Genomic DNA, 15,819 nt, shown 5'->3' with positions numbered 1-15,819 from the left:
GTGGATGCCAGCGCCGATCCGGCCCGTGTGGAGTCAGAGCCCTTCATGAAAGACGATAATGTAGAGAGACAATCATCCTACCAGCGCGAAGAGCTGCTCGCCTGTGCCCATGGCGAGTTGTTCGGCCCCGGCAACGCACGCTTGCCGCTGCCCAATATGCTGATGATGGATCGCATCACTCATATCGCCGAAACCGGTGGCAGCCACGGCAAAGGCGAAATCATCGCCGAGTTGGACATTAGCCCGGACCTTTGGTTCTTCGACTGCCACTTCGAAAGCGACCCGGTGATGCCCGGTTGCTTGGGCCTGGACGCCACCTGGCAACTGCTCGGCTTTTACCTGGGCTGGCTGGGCAACCCCGGCCGTGGCCGCGCGCTCGGCGTCGGCCAGGTGAAGTTCTCCGGGCAGGTTCTGCCCACCGCCAAGAAACTTACCTACCAGATCAACATCAAAAGGGTAATCGCCCGCAAACTGACCATGGGGCTCGCCGACGCGGTGGTCTCCGTGGACGGCACGGACATTTACCAGGCCAACGATCTTAAAGTCGGTCTGTTCACCTCGACCGAAGGGTTTTAATTATGCGACGCGTTGTAATCACCGGCCTGGGGATTGTCTCCTGCCTCGGCAACGACGCCGACTCCGTTTCCAGCTCTCTGCGCGAAGGCCGCTCCGGCATCCGCTTCAAAGAGGATTACAAGACGCTCGGTATGCGCAGCCACGTCGCCGGCTGGCCGGACATTGATCTGGAAGCGCTGATCGACCGCAAACCCCGTCGCTTCATGGGCGACGCCGCGGCCTACGCTTATATCTCCATGCAGCAGGCGATCGCCGACAGCGGCCTGCAGGAGAGCGACGTCAGCAACGAACGCACTGGCCTGATCGTCGGCTCCGGCGGGCATTCTTCCCAGAACCAGGTGGAAGCCGCGGACATTGCCCGCGAGCGCGGCGTCAAGCGCGTCGGTCCTTATATGGTCACCCGCGTGATGGCGAGCACCACCTCCGCCTGCCTGGCGACGCCCTTCAAAATCAAAGGCATTAACTACTCGATCTCTTCCGCCTGCGCCACCAGCGCGCACTGCATTGGCAACGCGGTGGAGCAGATCCAGCTCAACAAGCAGGACATCGTGTTCGCCGGCGGCGGCGAAGAGGAACACTGGACCCTGAGCTGTCTGTTCGACGGCATGGGCGCGCTGTCCACCAAATACAACGACGCGCCGGAAACCGCTTCGCGCGCTTATGACGCCAGCCGCGACGGCTTCGTGATCGCCGGCGGCGGCGGCATGGTGGTGCTTGAAGAGTTGGAGCACGCCAAAGCGCGCGGCGCCAGAATCTACGCCGAAGTGGTCGGCTACGGCGCCACCAGCGACGGCCACGACATGGTCGCCCCCAGCGGTGAAGGCGCGGCGCGCTGCATGCGCCAGGCGCTGGCCACCACCGACGGCAAAGTCGATTACATCAATGCGCACGGCACCAGCACACCGGTGGGTGACGTGGCGGAATTGAAAGCGATTCGCGACGTGTTCGGCGACGACGTGCCGGCGATCAGCTCCACCAAGAGCCTCGCGGGGCACAGCCTCGGCGCCGCCGGCGTGCAGGAGGCGATCTACTGCCTGTTGATGATGCGCGACGGGTTTGTCACTGCCTCCGCCAACATCAGCGAACTGGACGACGCCGCCGGCGACCTGCCGATCCTGCGCGAGCGCCTGGACAAGCAACCGGATCTGGTGCTCAGCAACAGCTTCGGCTTTGGTGGCACCAACGCCACGCTGGCGCTGAAGCGCTGGTCGTAAGCTCCTTCGCCCGCCGCAAGCGGTGAGCAAAAAAAGCGTCGGGGCAGCCCGGCGCTTTTTTTATGCTGTCTTCGCTGTTCGCCCGGAAATCTTTTCCAGGGGGCAGGATTCGCAGGACATTGCCCTTGCGAACAACAGGCATGGCGGGGGCCGGATCTCCGGCCGGCTGCGCCGGTTCGCGGTCAGGGACCGCTCCCACAGCGGCGTTGTAGCTAGGCATGAGCTGGACCAGAAATGTTTCGTGGGAGCGGTCCTTGACCGCGAATCGGCTTTGCCAGGCCATCCTCGCCTTTCAGGCTCGGTTCGCGGTCAGGGACCGCTCCCACTGCGGCGTTGTAGCTGGCTGGGTGTGAACCGGACAGCCCTCGGCTGTTCGGAGGCCCGGCCGGTGCTCCCTAGAACTTATGCTCCATGCCCACCGATGCGAGCGTGCCGTCCTGGTCGTCGTTCAAACCACCGGGGTAGCTGATTTTGGCGTCGGATAAGGACACCAGACCATACACCTTGGTGTTTCTGCCCAGCGCGTAATCGGCGCCGCCGGTGGCGGTGGTGTTTTCCAGCCCCAGGTCGTCGCTGTCGAAGCGCGCCGCCTGGGCTTTCAGGGTCAGCCTTGGGGTCATCCGGTAGCCGGCGCTGACCAGATAGCTGGTGCCGTCGGAACGGGACGCCCCGGACAGATCCGGGTCCAGGCGCAGTTGCTCGACCATCGCTCCCAGATCCCACGGACCGAGCTTCACCCCCAGGGCGGCGCGGACCAGATCCAGATCGCCGGCCACCGCCAGGCTGGCCGGTGGCGCGGCCGGGTTCGGCACGTCGATTTCCAGGTAACTGTGTTCATAGGCCAGGGCGCCGTACAGCGAATCGCTCACCCAGGTGGCCGACAGGCCATAGGTGTCGGTGAGGCTGGTCTTGCGGTCGTTATTGGGCGGGTCACCGACTTCGTCGTCTTCGCCAGGGCCCACTTGAGCGCGCAACGTCAGCGCGCCGAAAGCCGGGCTTTCCCAGTTGAGTGTGTTGCTGTTGCGGCGCTGGCCGTAGAACTGGTTTTCCAGATCGGCGGCGGTATTGTTGAACTGATCCACGCGCCCTTCGGCGATTTTCACCAGGCTGTCGTAACGGCCGGCGAACACCTTGCCATAGGGCGTATCCAGCCCGACAAAGCTGTTACGGGTATTGAACGTGTCGTTATCGCCGTCCGCGTCGTAACCGACTTCCAGCTGGTAGATCACGCTCAGCCCGGCCACGTCCAGCGGCTCGCTGCCACGCACGCCAAGGCGCGACGCATTGCTTTCCAGGAACCAGCCATCGCCAAGGGGATTGTCGCCCGCCTGGATGTCATTCAGGCTGCCGGAAAGTTTGTTGTCCGGGTAGTCACCAACGTGATCCAGGCTGACGTTGATACGGCCGTAGAATTCCGGCGCCGCTTGCACCGCCATTGGCAACCCCACCGCCATCACCACTGGCACCATCGGCCACAATGATCGTTTCATCGTCCCTTCTCCCTCGCGAAGTCAGTCGTTCTTGAAGTGGGGACTATATGGCGGTTTTGTGACAATGCCAAATGCTGGGTCGGACGTCGGGCGTCGGGCGTCTGACGCCCGCCGAAAAACAAAAAAAGCCCGCCGTTAAGGCGGGCGAGACGTCACTTGCGTCGAGGAAAAAGGGGCGGCGCCGTCTGGCCGTTCCGCCCAGGGTGTCTGTTGTGATTTAGAACTTGTGCTCCATGCCCACGCCGATGGTGCGGGTCTCGTCGTCGGAGGCGGCAACTTGCTCAAGTTTGAGGTTGTTGTAGTAGGCAAACACTTTGCTGTTCTTGGCCAGCTTGTAGTCCGCGCCCAGGGCATACTGAGTGCCTTCCAGGTCGCTCTGGTCGCCTTCCACCTTGCCGTACTGTGCTTTCAGCTTGAAGCGGTCAATCTTATAGGCGCCGCTGACCACCCAGCTGGTTTCTTCACCGTCCGCTTCGGCTTCTTCGGCCTTCTGGAACAGCGCGCCCAGTTCGAAGACGTCCGCGCTGAGACCGGCCACCACGCGGGTGATGTCGAGCGTCGGGCTCAGGCCGCTTTCGTCAACGATCAGCTCGTCTTCGATGTCTTTGTCATGGGCAATGGCGGCGTAGAAGATGTCCTTTTCCAGGACCAGGGACATGGAGGTGCTGTCCGCCAGACCGTTTTCGTTTTCGCCGTCGTTATCGAAGTCGTCGTTGTCTTCGTTGGGGATGAAAGCCACGTTCAGGGTGAGCATGTCCGCCAGTTTGGGCGTGCTGTACTGAATAATGTTGGAGACGCGGTTTTCACCGGAGGCGATGTTCTTGATGTCGCCATCGAGGTCGTTGAACTGGTCAACGTCCATCTGCGCCACTTTCATCGGGGTATCGAACTTACCGGCTTTCAGGGTACCGAATGCACCCTCCAGGCCACCGAAGATATTGCGCTGCGCGAACGTCTGGCCGTCTTTGTCGCCATCGTCCACGCTGATTTCGAATTCAGCCTGATAAATTGCCTTGAGGCCACCCACGTCCAGGTCGATATCGCCTTTCACGCCGATCCGTGAAGCGTTGCTCTGCAGTTCCCATTCGTCATCGTTATTGGGAGCGCCGGGCGCCGGATCGTAATTCATGTTTTCCAGGGAAAGGTTCACTTTACCGTATACCGTCGGACCATCAGCCAGGGCCATCCCGGGCATTACAATGGCCGCCCCCACAGCGATCGCAAGCAGGTTCTTCTTCATCGGAGCATCTCCTAATCAATCAGGCATTTTTGAAAAAGCAGGATGGATGTTCCGACCGCGTTGCGAACCCGCCCGCCACAACATCCCGATTGCTTGGGAGCGGAGTATGGGCAGAAGGCGTGACGGAAAAGTTTCTCTTATGTGAAGTTTTTATGGCATCGGGAACCACGACCGGACACAGCCGGTCTCAGGCGCGCTTGGGGGCGCCGCCTGGGCGCGGTTTCAGAGTATCAAGAGGCGGACGAGGCCGGCGGGAGGGGCCTCAGGAAGAGGTTTTTTTGGCGAGTTTCCACAGCGCGTCAAGCTGATCTTCGTCGAGGTCGGCCAACGGCGCCTCGGCGACATTCTTCACGCCACGAAAACGGCGCTCGAATTTATCGCTGGCGCGGCGCAGGGCCAGATCCGGGTCCAGTTTCAAATGCCGCGCCAGGTTGACCAGCGTAAACAGCACATCGCCGAATTCGTCTTCCACCGCATCGCGTTCGCCGGTGGCCAGCGCCTGGTCCAGCTCCGCCAGCTCAGCATCGACCTGGGCGCGCACCCGTGGCACTGGATTCTGGCGCCAGTCAAAGCCAACCTTGGCGGCTTTCTTCTGCAGTTTGAGCGCGCGCGGCAGGGCCGGCAGCCCGTCGGGCACGCCGTCCATGGCGCTCGGTCGTTCGCGGCCTTTATCGGCACGCTCGCGCTGTTTGATCGCCTCCCAGTTGTCTTTCACGGCCTGCTCATCGGCGGCGACCTGATCCCCGAACACATGGGGGTGGCGCCGAATCAGCTTTTCGTTGAGCACCGCCACCACCTGCTGGAAATCGAACAACCCCTGCTCGCGCGCCATCTGCGAATGGAACACCACCTGCAGCAGCAGATCCCCCAGTTCCTCACGCAGCTCCGAGTAATCCCGCCGCGCCACCGCCTCCGCCACTTCGAAGGCTTCCTCCACGGTGTACGGCACGATGGTGTCGAAATTCTGCTTCACATCCCAAGGGCACCCGCTCTCGGGATCGCGCAACCGCGCCATGATCGCGAGCAGTTCGGCGATGGGGGCGTCAGGGAAAGGGGATGAAGGGTTGGGCATGAACGGGCTCCGTAGCCGGCTAGAACACGATACAGGGTTCAGGATACAGGATTCAGGCGCGGAAAATGCCGTGGTTTATTGTTCCGCCGTGCCCACGATGCGGGTTCGCGGGCACGGCTTGTCCGGCTAGCGGACACCTGACGCGTTGTATCCTGTATCCTGTATCGCGGCCGACAGGCCGCTTACTGTTTGTAGCGCCGCACTTCGAGCACGCCCTTGAGCTGATCCATCTTGGCGAGCACTTTGCCGAGGCCGCCCAGGGAGCCGATTTCCAGGGTCAGCAGCATGGTGGCGGTGTTGTCCTCGGTGTGCGATTCGGTGTGCACGGCGGTGACGTTGACTTTCTCGTTGGCGAGCACCGCGATCACATCGCGCAGCAGGCCCTGGCGGTCCCAGGCCCGCAGGAAGATGTCCACCGGATAGAAGATGCGATCCGCTTCGCCCCAACTGACCTCGATCACCCGGTTCGGCTCTTCGCCCTGCATGGCGAGCAGGTTATGGCAATCGGCGCGGTGCACGGTGACGCCACGGCCGACGGTGATGAAACCCATTACCTGATCGCCGGGCACCGGCTTGCAGCAGGCCGCCATGTGGGTGAGCAGGTTGCCCACCCCCTGGATGGTGATGTCACCGCTCTCCGAGGCGCGCGGCCGGGCGGGCACGAATTCCAACTCGTGCTGCTGGTGATCCTGGGAAAGCGCCTGGGCCTGGTTGACCACGTGCCCCGGGCGCAGATCACCGGCGCCCAAGGCAGCGAGCACATCCGGGCCACTTTTCAGGTTGAGTTGCGGCGCCAGCGCGTCCAGGTCAATGCGGTCCAGCGCCAGACGCGACATCTCGCGCTCCAGAATCGAACGCCCCTGGGCGATGTGTACGTCGCGATCCTGACGTTTATACCATTGCTGGATGCGCGCCCGGGCCGAGGAGGTGGCCACGTAGCCCAACGACGGCGTCAGCCAGTCGCGGCTGGGGCCGCCCTCTTTGGCGGTCAGGATTTCCACCTGTTCGCCGGTGTTCAAGGCATAGTTGAGCGGCACGATGCGGCCGTTGACCTTGGCGCCCCGGCAGCGGTGCCCGACTTCGGTGTGAATGTGGTAGGCGAAATCCACCGGCGTGGCGCCGGCTTCCAGGTCCACCACGTGGCCTTCCGGGGTGAACACATAGACCCGATCGCTGATCAGACCGTGCTGCAGCTCATTGATCATGGTGTTGGCGTTGTCGCCCAGTTCTTCGTGCCACTCCAGCACCTGGCGCAGCCAGGCGATGCGCTGTTCGTAGGCATTGCTCTTGCGGCCGGACTTGCTGCCTTCCTTGTAGCGCCAGTGCGCGCACACACCCAGCTCCGCCTCTTCGTGCATATCGAAGGTGCGGATCTGCACTTCCAGCATCTTGCGCTCAGGCCCCACCACCGCGGTGTGCAGGCTCTGGTAGCCGTTTTCCTTGGGGCTGGCGATGTAGTCGTCGAACTCCTTGGGCACGTGCTTCCACAGGGAATGGGCGATGCCGAGGGCGGCGTAGCAATCGCGCACTTCATCCACCAGCACGCGCACGGCTCGCACGTCGTAGACCTCGCCGAAGTCCAGGTGCTTTTTCTGCATCTTCCGCCAGATGCTGTAGATGTGCTTGGCGCGACCGTAGACCTGGGCGCCCTTGATGCCATTGCGCTCCAGATGGCCGCGCAAATCCTCGATCACCTGATCGATGTATTGCTCACGGTCGAGGCGTTTTTCATCGAGCAGCTTGGCGATCTTCTTATAGGCGCCGGGCTGCAGATAGCGGAACGACAGGTCCTCCAGCTCCCATTTCAACTGACCCACGCCCAGGCGGTGGGCGAGCGGCGCGTAGATGTCGAAAATCTCACGGGCGACTTTCTGCTGGCGCTCCGGCTCCGATTCCTTGACCGCGCGGATGATCACGGTGCGCTCCGCCAGCTTGACCAGCGCCACGCGCACGTCGTCGACCATCGCCAGCAGCATTTTGCGTATATTGTCGAGCTGGCCATCCTGCTGGCCGAGCACCGCTTTGCGGGTTGGATTCAGGGCGGTGCCGATGGCGGCCATGCGCAGCACGCCCTCGATCAGCAGGGCCACCGCCGAGCCAAACTCTTTTTCCACGTCCGGCAACGAAAGCTGCCCCTCGCGCACCGCCCGGTACAACACCGCCGCCGGCAGCGCTTCGGCATCGGCGCCGAGATCGGCGAGCACGTCGGCCATTTCCAGGCCGATCGCCAGGCAACCCTTGCCATAGGGCCAACGCGCGCCCGCCGCCTCACCGGCGCGCTCGCACTGCTCGGCGCGGGCACAGGCGCGCTCAAGGGCATCGCGATCGCGCACCGCGACCCGCGCGCTGAGCTGCTCCAGCCAGGGGTGCCAGTCGTGAGCGGTGGCTTCCACGGGGGTCTGACGGCGCACGGTTACCATGATGATTCCCTGTTAGTAGTGCTGAGAGGTCGCATGTTTGTGCCCTCTTTTGCTTCCTTTGCCCGCTGGCGGGTTCGGCGCGCTGCCGCTCAGCGGCGCTGAAACACAGCGATCGATTCCACATGGGCGGTGTGGGGGAACATGTCCATCACCCCCGCCGCTTCCATGCGGTACCCCAAGGCCACCAGTTCACCCGCGTCGCGGGCCAGGGTGGCCGGGTTGCAAGAGACGTAGACCAGCCGTTCGGCCCCGAAATGGGGCATCATCCGCACCATTTCAAGCGCGCCGCTGCGCGGCGGGTCGAGCAGCACCCGATCGTAGCGCTGATCGGCCCAGGGCTGGCCCCGTGGCGGCCGTTCCAGGTCCCAGGCGTGGAACTCCAGGTTATCCAGACCGTTGCGGCGGGCGTTCTCGTACCCGCGCTCGACCATGGCGTTGCTGCCTTCCACGCCGACCACGCGGGCCGCCCGGCACGCCGCCGGGATGGTGAAGTTGCCCAAGCCACAGAACAGATCGAGCACCCGGTGGTCCGCCTGCACCTCCAGCAAATCCAATGCCAAAGGCACCATGCGCCGGTTAATGTCCGCGTTCACCTGGGTGAAATCGGTGGGGTGGAACGCCAGCTCCACATCACCGCCATCGCGCCACGCGCCGGGGTGCCGATAATGCAAGCGCGGTGGCTCTTCGCCCTGCGGCGCCGGCCACACCCGGTGCACGGTGCTTTCGTTGCCCGGTTGCAAATACAGCTGCAGATCGCGCTGGCGACAAAAAGCCACCAGCTTTTCCTGATCGGCGGCGGGCAGCGGATCAAGATGCCGGAACAGCAAGGCCACGGCGTCGTCGCCACGCGCCACTTCGATCTGCGGAATGCGCCGGCGGCTTTCCAGGCCGTCAATCAGCGCGCGCAGCTCCAGGAGCCGATGCCCGGCCTCGGGGATCAGCACCTCGCAACGGCTCAGGTCGGCCAGCAGGCTGTTGCGCTTTTCGCGGAACCCCACCAGCGTTTCGCCACGGGCCTCGACGAACTTGGCACCCAGGCGCGCCTTGCCACGGTAGCCGGTCAGCGGCCCAGTGAGCGGTGCCAGCCAGGCGTCCGGCTGCAGACGCCCAAAATGGGTGAACTGCTCTTCCAGCACCGCCTGCTTGCGTTGAATCTGCGTGTCCGGGGCCATGTGCTGCAAGCTGCAACCACCACAGATAGTGCTGTGCGCGCAGGGCGGCTCGACCCGGTCCGGGGAGCGTGTCAGCACCTCCACGGAACGGCCTTCATCGAACTTGCCGCGCATGAAGGTGTATTTGAACATGACCCGCTCACCGGGCAGGGCGTTCTCGATAAAGGTGGTTTTTCCATCCAATCGGGCGATGCCGCGGCCGTCGTGGCTGAGGCTTTCGATCACCGCCTCCACCGGAGTTTCCGGCAGCATTTTCTTGCGACGTCTGGCCATGAGGGGTGGTCTCTAATGCTTGAGTGCGCCGTCAGGCCAGTGGCCGACGCGGCGGCGCGGATTGTATAGCGTCCGACGTCTGACGTCAGACGTCGGACGCCTTCTGCCAGGCGTCGAGGAACGCCAGGAAATGCGGCTGTGCTTCCTGTTGCAGATATTCGCGCAACAGGGTCAGTTCCTGCTCGTAGCCACTGGCGTCGATTTCCCCGCGCATCAGTTGAAAGCGCAGAAACACCAGCCAGGTATTGAGCACGTCGGTTTCGCAGTAATCGCGAATACCTTTGAGATCGCCGTCCTGGAAGGCGTCGAACACCTTGGCGCCGCTCATGCCCATCTTGCCGGGAAATCCCAGCAGCGAGGCGATCTGGTCCAGCGGTGCGTTGGCGCGGTTGTTGAACATCGCCAGTTGTTCCATCAGGTCCAGGTGGCGCTGGTGAAATCGACTCAAGTAGTTGTTGAAGCGGAAACTGGTGTCCTCGTTGCCGGTCTCCCAGAAACGGCGCGCCACCACGCCGTGCTTGAGCGCCCGGTAGTTGAGCACCGGCAAATCAAAACCGCCGCCGTTCCAACTGACGATCTGCGGCGTGAACCGCTCGATGCCATCGTAGAAGCGCTCGATCAGCTCTTTCTCGGTGCTGTTCTCATCGCCCAGGGACCAGACCTTGAGGCCCTGAGTGGAGCGCAATACCACCGAGATCGCCACCACCCGGTGCAGATGCAAGCGCAGGAATTCGGAACCGTTCTCCTGGCGACGCAGATTGAACAACGCGCTGGCGGTGTCCTTGTCGCTGAGCCCGTCCAGGTCGTAGAGCCGGCGGCCGCCATCCAGATCGGGGATCGTTTCGATGTCAAAGACCAGCACATTCATCATGCGTCGCCGTCCGCGCTGAACACACCGGTGGAGAGATAGCGATCACCCCGGTCGCAAACGATCGCCACGATCACGGCGTTTTCCAGCGTTTCGCTGAGGCGCAGCGCGCCCGCCACGGCGCCGCCGGAGGACACCCCGCAAAAGATGCCCTCTTCCCGGGCCAGCCGGCGCATGGTGTGCTCGGCCACGTCCTGTTCCATGTCGATCACCTGATCCACCCGCGACGCATCGTAGATGCTCGGCAGGTAGGCCTCCGGCCAGCGGCGGATGCCGGGAATCGAGGCGCCGTCGGTGGGTTGCAGGCCGACCACCTGGATCGCCGGGTTCCGCTCTTTCAGGTACATGCTGCAGCCCATGATGGTGCCGGTGGTGCCCATGGAGCTGACGAAATGGGTGATCCGCCCGTCGGTGTCGCGCCAGATTTCCGGGCCGGTGCTCTGATAATGCGACAGCGGGTTGTCCGGGTTGGCGAACTGGTCCAGCACCGTGCCTTCCCCGCGCGCCTGCATCGCCTGGGCCAGGTCGCGGGCGCCTTCCATGCCCTCTTCCTTGCTCACCGAAATCAATTCGGCGCCGTAGGCGGCCATGGCGTCGCGGCGTTCCTGGCTCTGGTTGGCGGGCATGATCAGCTTCATCTTGTAGCCGCGCATCGCCGCCGCCATCGCCAGGGCAATGCCGGTGTTGCCGCTGGTGGCCTCGATCAGGGTGTCGCCGGGCTTGATCTCGCCGCGCTGCTCCGCTTTGACGATCATGTTCAGGGCCGGGCGGTCCTTGACGGAACCGGCGGGGTTATTGCCTTCCAGTTTGACCAGAAGGGTATTGCTCGTATTCCCCGGCAGGCGCTGCAGGCGCACCAAAGGCGTGTTGCCCACCGTGGATTCAATGGTCTTATTGGTCATGGGGCGCATTGTAGCCCATGGCGAGAGCTCTGGCAGTAGCGGCAAACTCCGGCATAATGGCGGAAAAACCACGCCGCCCTGGCTCTGTCCGCCGGGCCGCCGATACCCAGGGGACCAATGGCCCGCTCCAGCCTGCGCAACCGCATCATGGCGATGACCGCCCTGCCCGCCTTCCTGGCGGCCATGATTGTCGGCGGCTATACCCTGATCACCCGCATTCAGGACGTGCGCGAAAACAACGCTCACCGCCAACAGCTGATCGTGGACAGCTTCGCCAGCCGCCTGCAGGCGCTTGGCGCGGACCAGCGCGCCGCCAGCGAGGCTCTGCTGCGCGAACTGCTGGAACAGCCCGACGTGCGCGCCGCCACGCTGCTCGACCCGGCGGCCGGCTGGCAATTGCACGCCGGCCCGCGGCTGCGCCCAGTGCAAGAGGCACAGCCACTGGGCAACGGCGGCAAACGGCTGCGCACCGATTCCAGCTGGCAGTTGGTGCGCACCCTGCCCGGCGCCGGCCAGCGGCTGTTCACGGTGGAATTCGCCCGCCAGGGCCAATACGTGCAGATCCTGGAAGCGGTGTTGACCATGGTGGGCGTGCTGGCACTGCTGATGCTGCTGGCGCTGGTGCCCGCCGCCCACCTGTCACGGCAGCTCACCCGGCCGGTGCGCACCATGATCGAAAGCGTGCGCCGGGTGCGCGACGGCGATCTGAGCCCGCCGCCCGCCACCGGCGCCCAGGGCGAGCTCAGAGATCTGGACGACGCCATCGGCCATATGGTGGCAGCCCTGAACGACGCCCAGGCCGAGCTGCAACAGAATGTCGACCAGGCCACCCAGGATCTGCGCGAGACCCTGGAAACCATCGAGATCCAGAACATCGAGCTGGACATGGCCCGCAAAGAGGCCCTCAAGGCGAGCCAGATCAAGTCGGAGTTTCTCGCCAACATGAGCCACGAAATCCGCACGCCGCTCAACGGCATTATTGGCTTTACCCGGTTACTGCAACGCTCGGAGTTGTCCAACGGCCAGCGCGATTACCTGGCGACGATCCGCAAGAGCGCCGAATCCCTGCTGTCGATCATCAATGACATCCTCGACTTCTCGAAAATCGAGGCGGGCAAGCTGTCCCTGGAACACATCCCGCTGGATCTGCACGACATTATCGAAGAGGTGCAGACGATGCTGGCGCCGATGGCCCAGGAGCGGGGTCTGGAGCAGGCGGCGATCATTTACACCGATGTGCCCACCCGGCTGCTTGGCGACCCGTTGCGCATTCGCCAGGTGCTGACCAACCTGGTCAGCAACGCGATCAAATTCACCGAGCGCGGCTCGGTGGTGGTGCGCGCCATGCTCGAGGAGAGCCGTGGCGCCGAGTCGGTGATCAAGATCACCATCACCGACACCGGCAATGGCCTGCCCGAAGACGCCCGCAAGACCCTGTTCAGCGCCTTCACCCAGGCCGATCAGACACCGCGCCGGCGCGAGGGCGGCACCGGCCTGGGGCTGGCGATCTCCAAACGGCTGGTGGAGGGCATGGGCGGCGAGATCGGCGTCGACAGCAGCAGCGGGCGCGGCTCCACCTTTTGGTTCAGCCTGCGCGCGGAACGCGACCCGGGCACCGAAGCGGAGGCGCCTCCTCGCGCCCTGCAAACCCTGCGCGTCACCCTGGTGGAAGCCAACGAGCACGCCCGCCTGGGCCTGTACCATATGCTCAGTGGCTGGCGCATGCGGGTGTCCGAGCTGCAAGCCCTGGATGTGCTGGCCAGCCAGTTGCAGAACGGCACGCCGCCACGTTGCGATTTCTATGTACTGGGCGTGCCCGCCTCCAGCCGCAACCCGGCGCACCTGGCGCCCTTGATCCGCCGGCTGGCGGCCAGCACCGGCACACCGGTTCTGGTGCTGGCCGGCAACGGCGACCCGCTGGCGGGCAGCCTCAGCGAGCTGGAGGGCGCCTGCCGGGTGCTTGGCAAGCCCGCCACCCGCCGCCGTTTACGCGACGCTCTGCTTGATCTCGGACAATTGGAAACAACGGCGCCGACGCAGACCGCCAGCGCCACGCCCTACAGCAGCGCCCGGGTCCTGGTGGTGGACGATCACCCCGGCAACCTGAAACTGGCGCAGGTCTTTCTTGAAGAGATGGGCGTGCGCGTTACCCCCTGCACCAGCGGCGCCAAAGCCGTCGAGGTGTTTTCTCCGGAGCACTTCGATCTGGTGTTCATGGACGTGCAAATGCCCGGCATGGACGGCCTGGAAACCACCCGGCGGCTGCGCCAATCGGAATCCGGGGACACCCACACACCGATCATCGCCCTGACCGCCCATGCCCTGGAAAGCGAGCGGCGCACCCTGCTCGACTCGGGCATGGACGACTACCTCACCAAGCCGATCACCGAAACGCAATTGCGTCACACACTGGAACGCTGGGTGGCCCGCGGCGCCGCCGCGGCCATCACCGCACCGGCGCCGGCGCCGGCGGACACCCCCTCCGAAAGCAGCCCGGCCCCGGACCAGGTGGTCGACCACGCCCTCGGCCGCCGCCGCGCTGGCGGCCGCGAGCAACTGGCCCAGGACATGTTCGCCATGCTGCTCTCCAGCCTGGACCAGGACGCCCCCGGCATCAGCGCCCTGGCTGAAGCCAATGATCGCGGCGCCCTTCTTGAGCGCGTTCACCGCCTGCACGGCGCGACCCGCTACTGCGGCACGCCGCGCCTGGAACACGCCGCTCGCGCCCTTGAAGAAGGCCTCAAAAAAGACGTCGCCGACAGCCCCCTGGAACGCCTCGTCGCCACCCTGCTCGCCGAGATCGAAAGCGTCCGCCAGGCGGGCCAGGCGCAAGGGGTTTGAACGCACGGGAACAGGGAGAGGCTGTGCCATCGGCGAAGCCACGCTCCGGGGAGAGCGGCTTCAAGCTGCAAGCTTCAACCCGCAAGGGGCCGCTGATACAGAGCCGCTTTCTTAGCTTGAGGCTTGAGGCTTGTAGCTTGTAGCCCGTCCACCAACCCGAACTGTTCCCTGCTCCCCTAAGCCCCATCAATCACCGCGCGCATGGCGCGGACGGCTTCATCGAGGCCGGTGAACAGGGCGCGGGCGATCAGGCCATGGCCGATGTTCAGTTCATGGATGCCGCTGATGGCGGCGATGGCGCGGGTGTTGTGGTAGTGCAAGCCGTGGCCGGCGTTGACGATCAATCCGTTTTCGCAGCCTTGATCAACGGCGCGGCGGATGCGCTCCAGCTCTCGGGCAACGGTGTTGGTGTCTTGCGCGTCGGCGTAGTGGCCGGTGTGGATCTCAATGGCGGGCGCGCCGCAACGCACGGCGGCGTCGATCTGCGCCGGGTCGGCGTCGATAAACAGCGACACCTGAATCCCGGCCTCGCCCAATTGCTCACAACACGCCTTGATCCACGCTTCGTTGCCCACCACGTCCAGACCGCCCTCGGTGGTCAGCTCCTCGCGTTTCTCCGGCACCAGGCAGCTGTGCGCCGGGCGCACCCGCCGGGCGATGGCGATCATCTCCTCGGTGGCGGCCATCTCCAGATTCATGCGCGTCTGCAGGGTGGCGGCCAGCAGCTCCACGTCGCGGTCCTGAATGTGGCGCCGGTCCTCGCGCAAATGCACGGTAATGCCATCGGCCCCGGCCTGCTCCGCCACCAGCGCCGCCTGCACCGGTTCCGGGTAGCGGGTGCCACGCGCCTGCCGCACGGTGGCGATGTGGTCGATATTAACGCCAAGCAGAACGGAGGACGACATGGGGGCACCTTGGGTTGATTGCGGGGGCCTTATGATACCGGAACATGAGGGAGGGAACAGGGAACAGTCAGGCTCACGCCGGGTTTCGATTCCGGTGTGGGAGCGGTCCTTGACCGCGAAGGGGCTTTGCCAGGCCCGCGGCTTTCAAACGCCGCCACGAAACAATTCGCGGCTGCGCAGGGGGCGTCCGCCCAGATGGGGCTCGAGGGCTTCACGCAACAGGGTTTTGGCGAGGCGGCGCAGGTCGTCGTTCCAGCGGTCGTCGGCCAGCGCCAGCAGCCGTTCACCGGGGTAGCCCTGCGGGTCGATCATCAGGCCCTGTTCGGGGACCCAGCGGTACAGGCCGTCCGGGTCCAGCGGCTGACCGTCGACGTCATGATCGAGCACCAGGCCGTAGCCGATGTCCTCGAGCAGCACCATTTCGAAACGGCGCAGGCTGATATCCAGAGGAGTGTCACCGGCCAGGCCGGCCAGGGTGCGTTGGTAGGCGGGCCAGAGATCCGGGTGCGGGTCGTCGCGGTGCAGAAGGCGCACCAGCAGCTCGTTGATATAGAAGCCGCAGTAAAGCGCGTGACCGGCCAGCGGCATGGCCGGGCCGCGAGGCTCGGCCTGGCGCAGGGTAAACAGTTCCCCACCGCCGGCTTTCAGCTCCACCCAGAGCGGCCGGAACGGCGCCAGCAACGGATTCTTGCGGCCACCCCGGGCGACCACGCCGACGCGGCCGTGCTCGGGCAGGAACAGATCCAGAATCAGGCTGGTGTTGCGGAACGGATGCCGGTGCAGCAGCCAGGCGGGGGAGTGCGCGGACGCCTTCATGCCACGCCTCGGTGGCGCGGCGCCAGGAAA

At 64.5% G+C, this 15,819-nt stretch carries 12 protein-coding genes; 3 read left to right on the top strand and 9 right to left on the bottom strand.

Annotated elements, in window-relative coordinates; translation table 11 throughout:
• Positions 1 to 45: 45 nt before the first annotated feature.
• Both fabA and fabB read left to right on the top strand, forming a co-directional pair.
• Positions 46 to 576: a 3-hydroxyacyl-[acyl-carrier-protein] dehydratase FabA gene (gene fabA, locus CGS25_RS06400; protein WP_089031601.1), complete on the top strand. Its 531-nt coding sequence runs from the start codon at positions 46 to 48 to the stop codon at positions 574 to 576.
• A 2-nt stretch (positions 577 to 578) separates the two neighbouring features.
• Entirely contained in the window at positions 579 to 1,790 is a 1,212-nt protein-coding gene (fabB, locus tag CGS25_RS06395; protein ID WP_101674963.1) for a beta-ketoacyl-ACP synthase I, read from the top strand.
• Positions 1,791 to 2,185: 395 nt separating this feature from the next.
• Here fabB and CGS25_RS06390 read toward each other — a convergent pair whose 3' ends face one another.
• From CGS25_RS06390 to cysM, 7 genes are all read right to left on the bottom strand, one after another.
• Complete coding sequence (locus CGS25_RS06390; RefSeq protein ID WP_101674962.1) at positions 2,186 to 3,280, bottom strand: porin; 1,095 nt, start codon at positions 3,278 to 3,280, stop codon at positions 2,186 to 2,188.
• Positions 3,281 to 3,497: 217 nt separating this feature from the next.
• Complete coding sequence (locus CGS25_RS06385) at positions 3,498 to 4,520, bottom strand: porin (RefSeq protein WP_089031598.1); 1,023 nt, start codon at positions 4,518 to 4,520, stop codon at positions 3,498 to 3,500.
• A 262-nt stretch (positions 4,521 to 4,782) separates the two neighbouring features.
• Positions 4,783 to 5,592, bottom strand: coding sequence for a nucleoside triphosphate pyrophosphohydrolase (gene mazG / locus CGS25_RS06380; RefSeq protein ID WP_101674961.1), 810 nt, complete (start codon positions 5,590 to 5,592; stop codon positions 4,783 to 4,785).
• Between the two features lie 182 nt (positions 5,593 to 5,774).
• Positions 5,775 to 8,012 (bottom strand): GTP diphosphokinase, encoded by a 2,238-nt coding sequence (relA, locus tag CGS25_RS06375; RefSeq protein ID WP_089031596.1) that lies wholly within the window; start codon positions 8,010 to 8,012, stop codon positions 5,775 to 5,777.
• 89 nt (positions 8,013 to 8,101) lie between these two features.
• On the bottom strand, positions 8,102 to 9,457 hold the full coding sequence (gene rlmD, locus CGS25_RS06370) for a 23S rRNA (uracil(1939)-C(5))-methyltransferase RlmD (protein WP_101674960.1): 1,356 nt from the start codon (positions 9,455 to 9,457) through the stop codon (positions 8,102 to 8,104).
• An 85-nt stretch (positions 9,458 to 9,542) separates the two neighbouring features.
• Positions 9,543 to 10,328 carry a 3'-5' exonuclease gene (locus CGS25_RS06365; RefSeq protein WP_232802288.1) on the bottom strand — a complete coding sequence of 262 codons (786 nt, stop codon included), beginning with the start codon at positions 10,326 to 10,328 and terminating at the stop codon, positions 9,543 to 9,545.
• The gene (gene cysM / locus CGS25_RS06360; protein ID WP_089031593.1) at positions 10,325 to 11,227 is read right to left on the bottom strand and encodes a cysteine synthase CysM; all 903 of its coding nucleotides are present in this window, start codon (positions 11,225 to 11,227) and stop codon (positions 10,325 to 10,327) included. Before cysM ends, CGS25_RS06365 begins: the two co-directional genes overlap by 4 nt.
• A gap of 117 nt (positions 11,228 to 11,344) precedes the next feature.
• Here cysM and CGS25_RS06355 point away from each other — a divergent pair, with 117 nt between their 5' ends.
• A complete protein-coding gene (locus CGS25_RS06355) occupies positions 11,345 to 14,068 on the top strand; it encodes a response regulator (RefSeq protein ID WP_101674959.1) in 2,724 nt (907 codons plus the stop codon).
• A gap of 176 nt (positions 14,069 to 14,244) precedes the next feature.
• Here CGS25_RS06355 and pdxJ read toward each other — a convergent pair whose 3' ends face one another.
• Complete coding sequence (gene pdxJ, locus CGS25_RS06350) at positions 14,245 to 14,973, bottom strand: pyridoxine 5'-phosphate synthase (protein WP_101674958.1); 729 nt, start codon at positions 14,971 to 14,973, stop codon at positions 14,245 to 14,247.
• Between the two features lie 144 nt (positions 14,974 to 15,117).
• Positions 15,118 to 15,789, bottom strand: a complete 672-nt coding sequence (recO, locus tag CGS25_RS06345) for a DNA repair protein RecO (protein WP_101674957.1) — start codon at positions 15,787 to 15,789, stop codon at positions 15,118 to 15,120.
• Positions 15,790 to 15,819: the final 30 nt, after the last annotated feature.

Source organism: Alloalcanivorax mobilis, from assembly GCF_002864685.1.
Lineage (GTDB): Bacteria > Pseudomonadota > Gammaproteobacteria > Pseudomonadales > Alcanivoracaceae > Alloalcanivorax > Alloalcanivorax mobilis.
This window is presented reverse-complemented; position numbering and strand designations above follow the sequence as displayed.

What these genes read in the sequence shown, in the direction of transcription:
- recO (WP_101674957.1), bottom strand. Translation starts at nt 15,789, where the DNA reads ATGAAGGCGTCCGCGCACTCCCCCGCCTGGCTGCTGCACCGGCATCCG.
- fabB (WP_101674963.1), top strand. Translation starts at nt 579, where the DNA reads ATGCGACGCGTTGTAATCACCGGCCTGGGGATTGTCTCCTGCCTCGGC.
- CGS25_RS06390 (WP_101674962.1), bottom strand. Translation starts at nt 3,280, where the DNA reads ATGAAACGATCATTGTGGCCGATGGTGCCAGTGGTGATGGCGGTGGGG.
- cysM (WP_089031593.1), bottom strand. Translation starts at nt 11,227, where the DNA reads ATGACCAATAAGACCATTGAATCCACGGTGGGCAACACGCCTTTGGTG.
- pdxJ (WP_101674958.1), bottom strand. Translation starts at nt 14,973, where the DNA reads ATGTCGTCCTCCGTTCTGCTTGGCGTTAATATCGACCACATCGCCACC.
- fabA (WP_089031601.1), top strand. Translation starts at nt 46, where the DNA reads ATGAAAGACGATAATGTAGAGAGACAATCATCCTACCAGCGCGAAGAG.
- relA (WP_089031596.1), bottom strand. Translation starts at nt 8,012, where the DNA reads ATGGTAACCGTGCGCCGTCAGACCCCCGTGGAAGCCACCGCTCACGAC.
- mazG (WP_101674961.1), bottom strand. Translation starts at nt 5,592, where the DNA reads ATGCCCAACCCTTCATCCCCTTTCCCTGACGCCCCCATCGCCGAACTG.
- CGS25_RS06385 (WP_089031598.1), bottom strand. Translation starts at nt 4,520, where the DNA reads ATGAAGAAGAACCTGCTTGCGATCGCTGTGGGGGCGGCCATTGTAATG.
- CGS25_RS06355 (WP_101674959.1), top strand. Translation starts at nt 11,345, where the DNA reads ATGGCCCGCTCCAGCCTGCGCAACCGCATCATGGCGATGACCGCCCTG.
- CGS25_RS06365 (WP_232802288.1), bottom strand. Translation starts at nt 10,328, where the DNA reads ATGATGAATGTGCTGGTCTTTGACATCGAAACGATCCCCGATCTGGAT.
- rlmD (WP_101674960.1), bottom strand. Translation starts at nt 9,457, where the DNA reads ATGGCCAGACGTCGCAAGAAAATGCTGCCGGAAACTCCGGTGGAGGCG.